This is a genomic window from Paenibacillus oryzae (assembly GCF_001675045.1).
GTDB classification, from domain to species: Bacteria; Bacillota; Bacilli; order Paenibacillales; family Paenibacillaceae; genus Pristimantibacillus; species Pristimantibacillus oryzae.
Map to the genome: position 1 here is coordinate 1 of NZ_LYPA01000014.1, position 5,891 is coordinate 5,891.

At 53.9% G+C, this 5,891-nt stretch carries 4 protein-coding genes; all 4 read left to right on the forward strand.

What is annotated here, in order from left to right; translation table 11 throughout:
- Window positions 1–237: 237 nt before the first annotated feature.
- The 4 genes from iolD (at window position 238) to iolB (ending at window position 5,663) form a co-directional block, all read left to right on the forward strand.
- Complete coding sequence (gene iolD, locus A7K91_RS00085; RefSeq protein WP_068678423.1) at window positions 238–2,103, forward strand: 3D-(3,5/4)-trihydroxycyclohexane-1,2-dione acylhydrolase (decyclizing); 1,866 nt, start codon at window positions 238–240, stop codon at window positions 2,101–2,103.
- A 163-nt stretch (window positions 2,104–2,266) separates the two neighbouring features.
- Window positions 2,267–3,256, forward strand: a complete 990-nt coding sequence (iolC, locus tag A7K91_RS00090) for a 5-dehydro-2-deoxygluconokinase (protein ID WP_068678425.1) — start codon at window positions 2,267–2,269, stop codon at window positions 3,254–3,256.
- A gap of 44 nt (window positions 3,257–3,300) precedes the next feature.
- Window positions 3,301–4,761, forward strand: coding sequence for a CoA-acylating methylmalonate-semialdehyde dehydrogenase (locus A7K91_RS00095; protein ID WP_068678428.1), 1,461 nt, complete (start codon window positions 3,301–3,303; stop codon window positions 4,759–4,761).
- Between the two features lie 98 nt (window positions 4,762–4,859).
- Window positions 4,860–5,663: a 5-deoxy-glucuronate isomerase gene (gene iolB, locus A7K91_RS00100; RefSeq protein WP_068678430.1), complete on the forward strand. Its 804-nt coding sequence runs from the start codon at window positions 4,860–4,862 to the stop codon at window positions 5,661–5,663.
- The last annotated feature ends 228 nt before the right edge of the window (window positions 5,664–5,891 follow it).

Consider the following 5,891-nt stretch of genomic DNA (forward strand, 5'->3'; position numbering starts at 1 on the left):
TACAAAGCCATGGTTTGATGGTGATGAGCTTGTCCTTTTGTACGATAAATCGTACAAAGCCATGGTTTGATGGTGATGAGCGTGTCCTTTTGTACGATTTTTCGTACAACTCATAACGTGAAATGTTCACCCTACAATGAACGCACTCAATCGAGTCTAATGATTTGAAAAAGCTACAAGTGATCCTATTTTAGTTGGGCTTATATCCCAAATTCACAACAAATCGAGGTCATCAAAATGGATACGATACGACTGACAATGGCGCAGGCGCTGCTAAGGTTTCTTGATCGCCAGTATATTGAGGTTGATGGAATCGAAACCAAGTTTGTGCGCGGCGTGATGGGCATTTTTGGTCACGGCAACGTGACCGGCATTGGCGAGGCGCTGGAGCGCGAGCCGGGCGAGCTTGTATTTGTACAGGGGAAAAACGAGCAAGGAATGGTGCACGCGGCAACGGCCTTTGCGAAGCAGAGGAACCGCAAGGAAATTTATGCCTGTACGTCCTCCATCGGACCGGGCGCGCTGAATATGATTACGGGTGCGGCAACCGCAACGATTAACCGGATTCCGGTGCTGCTGCTGCCGGGAGACAACTTTGCGTCTCGCCAGCCGGACCCCGTATTGCAGCAAATAGAGGTGCCGAGCGACTATACCATTTCGGCCAACGATCCCTTCAAAGCCGTCAGCCGGTATTGGGACCGCATCGTTCGTCCGGAGCAGCTGATGTCTGCCCTGCTGCAGGCGATGCGCGTCTTGACCGATCCCGCCGAGACAGGAGCTGTAACCCTGGCTTTGCCGCAGGACGTGCAAACCGAAGCCTACGATTATCCTGCGGAGTTTTTCGCCAAAAGGGTTCATCGGCTGGATCGCCGTCCGCCGTCGCCTCAAGCCATCCAGCGGGCAACCCGTCTGATCTCCAGCAAAAAGCGGCCGCTGCTTATCGCGGGCGGAGGCGTGCATTACGCGGATGCGACAAACGAGCTGCTTGCATTTGCGGAGGCTTTTGGCATCCCCGTTGCAGAGACGCAAGCGGGCAAAAGCGCCGTGCCGTGGAATCATCCCCTCAGCGTTGGCGGCGTTGGCACAACCGGAACGCTGGCGGCGAACAAGCTTGCAGCGGAGGCGGACCTTATCATTGGCGTGGGGACGCGTTATTCCGATTTTACGACGGCGTCCAAATCTGCTTTTCGCAATGAAGAGGCGGCTTTTCTTAATCTGAACGTAAGCTCCTTCGACTCGGTCAAAATGCAAGGCGAGTTCGTCACGGCTGATGCCAAGGAAGCGTTGAGAGCCTTAATGGAAAGTCTGATACAGGAAGGTTACAGCAGCGGTTACGGACAAGGAGAAATATTGGAGCTCAAGGCGGAGTGGGACGCCGAGGTGGACAGGCTTTACAGTTTGCAAAGCCCGGATGGCTTTACGCAAACCCATGCGCTTGGGATTGTGAACCGTGAGGTTGGCGAGCAAGGAATTATTGTAGCAGCAGCGGGAAGTTTGCCGGGCGATCTGCATCGGGTTTGGCGAAGCGTTCAGCCCAAAACCTACCATATGGAATACGGCTTTTCCTGTATGGGCTATGAAGTCAGCGGCGCATTTGGCGTTGCAATGGCGGAGCCTGATCGCGACGTATACGCCCTGCTGGGAGACGGCAGCTACCTGATGCTCCATTCGGAGCTGGTGACAGCCATTCAGGAGGGCGTCAAAATCATCATTGTTTTGTTCGACAACAACGGCTTCCAATGTATCCACAACCTCCAGCGCGGACATGGCAGCGACAGCTTCGGCAACGAATTCCGCTACCGCTCCGACAAAACGGGTCTGCTGGACGGGGGATATATCCCGATAGATTTTGCGGCGCACGCCCGCAGCATGGGCGCAGCGGCGTATACGGCCCGTAATGCTTCTGAGCTGGAGCAGGCCCTGGCGCAAGCCAAAGCCGAGCCGGGACCTGTGCTGGTGGAAATCAAGGTGCTGCCTGGTACAAACACCTCGGGATACGAATCCTGGTGGAATGTCGGAGTGCCGGAAGTGTCCACAGGCGACAAGGTTTTGCAGGCTCATGCGGAAATGAAGAAGAAAAGACAAGAGGCGCGGCCTTATTAAAAAGGTTGCTTACAAACGTAAAGCGTGCTCACAAATGTAAAGCATCCTCACAAACGTAATGCGTGCTCAGAAGCCCGGTCGGTCTGGTCTCGACAAACGGATGCGGGCTTTTGGAGACGTTCGGCTTAGCCGCTTAACTTATAGATGAAGGAAGGTATGCCACATGCTTCCCGTAACTTTTTCGGCCGAAAAATCACTTGATTTAGTGGCTATCGGCCGGTTGTGCATCGACCTGAACGCCAACGAAATCAATCGTCCGATGGAAGAAACGATGACGTTTACGAAATATGTCGGCGGATCGCCTGCCAACATTGCCATCGGCATGTCGCGGCTTGACATGAAGTCGGCATTTATCGGCAAGGTGGCGGATGATCAGATGGGCCGCTTTATCACCCAATATTTGAAAAATAACGGAATCAGCACTTCTGGCGTCGTAACGGATCACTCCGGCGCGGTGACAGGTCTTGCTTTTACCGAGATCAAAAGCCCTGAGGATTGCAGCATTCTAATGTATCGCGACAATGTCGCTGATCTAAAGCTGGAGCCGGGCGAGGTGAATGAAGCGCTTATCGCAGACAGCAAGGCGCTGCTTGTTTCCGGTACGGCGCTTGCCAAAAGTCCCTCCCGAGAGGCGGTGCTGCTGGCGCTGCGTTATGCTCGCAAGCATGGGACGAAGGTTATTTTCGATATCGACTACCGCCCTTATACATGGACCAATGACCAAGAGACGGCTATTTATTACCATGCTGCAGCGGAAAAAAGCGATATTATTATCGGGACGCGCGAGGAATTCGACATGCTGGAGCAATTCGACGGCAATGATGAGGCAAGCGACGAAGCGACGGCTGCCCAGTGGTTCGGCCACCATGCGGAAATCGTCGTGATCAAGCATGGAAAAGACGGCTCCATCGCTTACGGCAAGGATGGCAGCTCGCACAAGGGCTCTATTTTTCCGGCAAAGGTCATTAAAACCTTCGGGGCGGGAGATTCCTATGCCGCAGGTTTTATTTACGGACTGATGAAGGGCTGGGAGATCAGCCGCAGCATGGCATTCGGAAGCGCCTGCGCCTCCATCGTCATCTCCAGCCACAGCTGCTCAGACGCGATGCCGACACTGGAGCAGGTTGAACAATATATGAGCCAATTCCAATAATTCGGAGTGACGTTTGACGTTAAAAACGAGAGGAGATTTTCCAAATGACCCAGACTAACGCCCCTGCACAACTCAAAAACTTTATCGGCGGCCAATGGCGAGACTCCGAATCGGGAAAATCCGAAGCCGTCTACAATCCGGCAACGGGAGAGGAAATTGCAAGAGTGCCCCTATCCTCGCGAGCCGATCTGGATGAGGCTGTGGCGGTTGCGGAGCAGGCTTTTGCTGCATGGAGCCGTACCGCCGTACCGCGCCGGGCGCGGGTTCTGTTTAAATATCAGCAGCTGCTTGTTGAGCATTGGGATGAGCTGGCCCGGCTCATTACGCTGGAAAACGGCAAAAATTACACCGAGGCTTACGGTGAAGTGCTGAGAGGAATCGAATGCGTCGAGTTTGCCGCCGGCGCGCCTTCCCTGATGATGGGCAAGCAGCTTCCGGATATCGCAACCAATGTGGAATCCGGCATGTACCGGTATCCCATAGGCGTTATTGGGGGCATCACTCCGTTTAATTTTCCGATGATGGTGCCGTGCTGGATGTTCCCGCTTGCGATTGCTTGCGGCAATACGTTTGTGCTCAAGCCTTCGGAGCGGACGCCGCTGCTGGCGAACCGGCTGGCGGAGCTGTTCAAGGAAGCGGGTTTGCCCGACGGCGTGCTTAACGTTGTTCATGGCGCTCATGATGTGGTAAACGGCCTGCTCCAGCACCCGCAGGTTAAAGGGATATCGTTCGTCGGCTCTCAGCCTGTCGCGGAATATGTGTACAAAACCGGTACTGCCAAAGGAAAAAGAGTGCAGGCGCTGGCTGGCGCCAAAAATCACAGTATCGTTATGCCGGATGCCGATCTGGATGGCGCGGTACAGCAAATTATTGGCGCCGCTTTTGGTTCGGCGGGCGAGCGCTGTATGGCTTGCGCCGTTGTTGTAGCTGTTGGCGATTCTGCCGAGCCGCTGATCGAAAAGCTGCTGGCCGCAGCGAACGGGCTTGTCATAGGAGACGGCAGCCGGGAGGATGTTTTTCTGGGCCCGGTTATTCGTGGCTCGCAAAAGGAACGGGCGCTTCATTATATTGAAGCCGGCATTAAAGAAGGAGCGGCGCTGCTGCGCGACGGACGTCAAGACGAGGCGGCCAAAGGCGACGGCTATTTTGTTGGCCCTACGATCTTCGACCATGTGACCAGCGAGATGAAAATCTGGAAGGATGAAATTTTTGCGCCTGTGCTGTCCGTAGCGCGCGTCGGCACGCTGGAGGAAGCAATCGCTCTTGCGAATGCCTCTGAATTCGCTAATGGAGCTTGCCTGTTTACCCAGAACGGAAGCCATGTCCGCCAATTCCGCGAAACGATAGAAGCGGGTATGCTGGGGATTAATCTCGGCGTTCCGGCTCCGATGGCCTTTTTCCCGTTTTCGGGCTGGAAAAATTCCTTCTACGGCGACCTCCATGCCAACGGCACAGACGGGGTAGAATTTTATACCCGCAAAAAAATGGTGACGGCCCGCTGGTAGGCGGCTAAAAGTCCCCCTTCAAGCGAAGAATGGGGGCTGGCAGTGTCGCTAAAATGATCTTGTTCGACAACTCGGGCAATGAGGGAGGAGCAGCATAAATGTCGCATTTAATTGTAAAGCCATCCAAGCAGTCCCATCATGAGGGCAGCCTGCTGACAGTTACGCCCCAGTCGGCGGGCTGGACTTACGTCGGCTTTGAAACGCTGAAGCTTCAGGCAGGCGCCAAGCTTAGGAGAGATACGCTGGAGCAAGAGGTATGCCTTGTGCTGCTAAGCGGCAAAGCAAACGTTGCAACAAATAAAGAGGCATGGAACGAAATCGGCAATCGGATGAACGTCTTTGAAAAGATCCCTCCTTTTTCGGTTTATGTGTCAAATGACGATTTTTACGTTGTTGAAGCGTTGACCGAGCTGGAGCTTGCGGTCTGTTCGGCCCCGGGCAAAGGAACCTATCCTGCCCGGTTAATTACGCCGGAGCAGGTTGGGGTCGAGGTGAGAGGGCAGGGCAATGTGGAGCGGCTGATTCATAATATTTTGCCGGAGGGAGAAGCTGCGGATTCCTTGCTGGTTGTGGAAGTGTACACCCCGCAGGGCCACTGGTCGAGTTATCCGCCGCACAAGCATGATCAGGATGCGTTGCCCGATGAGTCATTATTGGAGGAAACGTATTATTTTCGCGTACAGCCGGAGCAGGGCTTTGCCATTCAGAGGGTTTACACCGATGACAGATCGCTGGATGAAACGTTGGCGGTGCAGGATGGCGAAGTTGTAATGGTGCCGCGCGGCTATCATCCCGTCTCCGCGCCTCCCGGCTATGACGTGTATTATTTGAATGTAATGGCTGGACCTACGCGAACCTGGAAATTCCGCAACGACCCGGATCACGCTTGGCTTATGAAGTAAAAAGATGAAGTTAAAACTTAGTTGTTTTTATTAAAAGGGGCTGGTGCGAACCCCAAGCTCACATGAAATCCCCGGGAGGTTCGCACCCCGCGACCTGACTGGGTTTTTCTAGAAAAGATATCGATTTTTAGCCTGCTTAGAGTTAAAATACATGACTTATGCAGTTCGCGAGATTAACTGGTAATGGTGAGAATCTATGCTTGAATAAACTGGCCACCAAGACATAGA

What these genes read in the sequence shown, in the direction of transcription:
- iolD (WP_068678423.1), top strand. Translation starts at nt 238, where the DNA reads ATGGATACGATACGACTGACAATGGCGCAGGCGCTGCTAAGGTTTCTT.
- iolC (WP_068678425.1), top strand. Translation starts at nt 2,267, where the DNA reads ATGCTTCCCGTAACTTTTTCGGCCGAAAAATCACTTGATTTAGTGGCT.
- A7K91_RS00095 (WP_068678428.1), top strand. Translation starts at nt 3,301, where the DNA reads ATGACCCAGACTAACGCCCCTGCACAACTCAAAAACTTTATCGGCGGC.
- iolB (WP_068678430.1), top strand. Translation starts at nt 4,860, where the DNA reads ATGTCGCATTTAATTGTAAAGCCATCCAAGCAGTCCCATCATGAGGGC.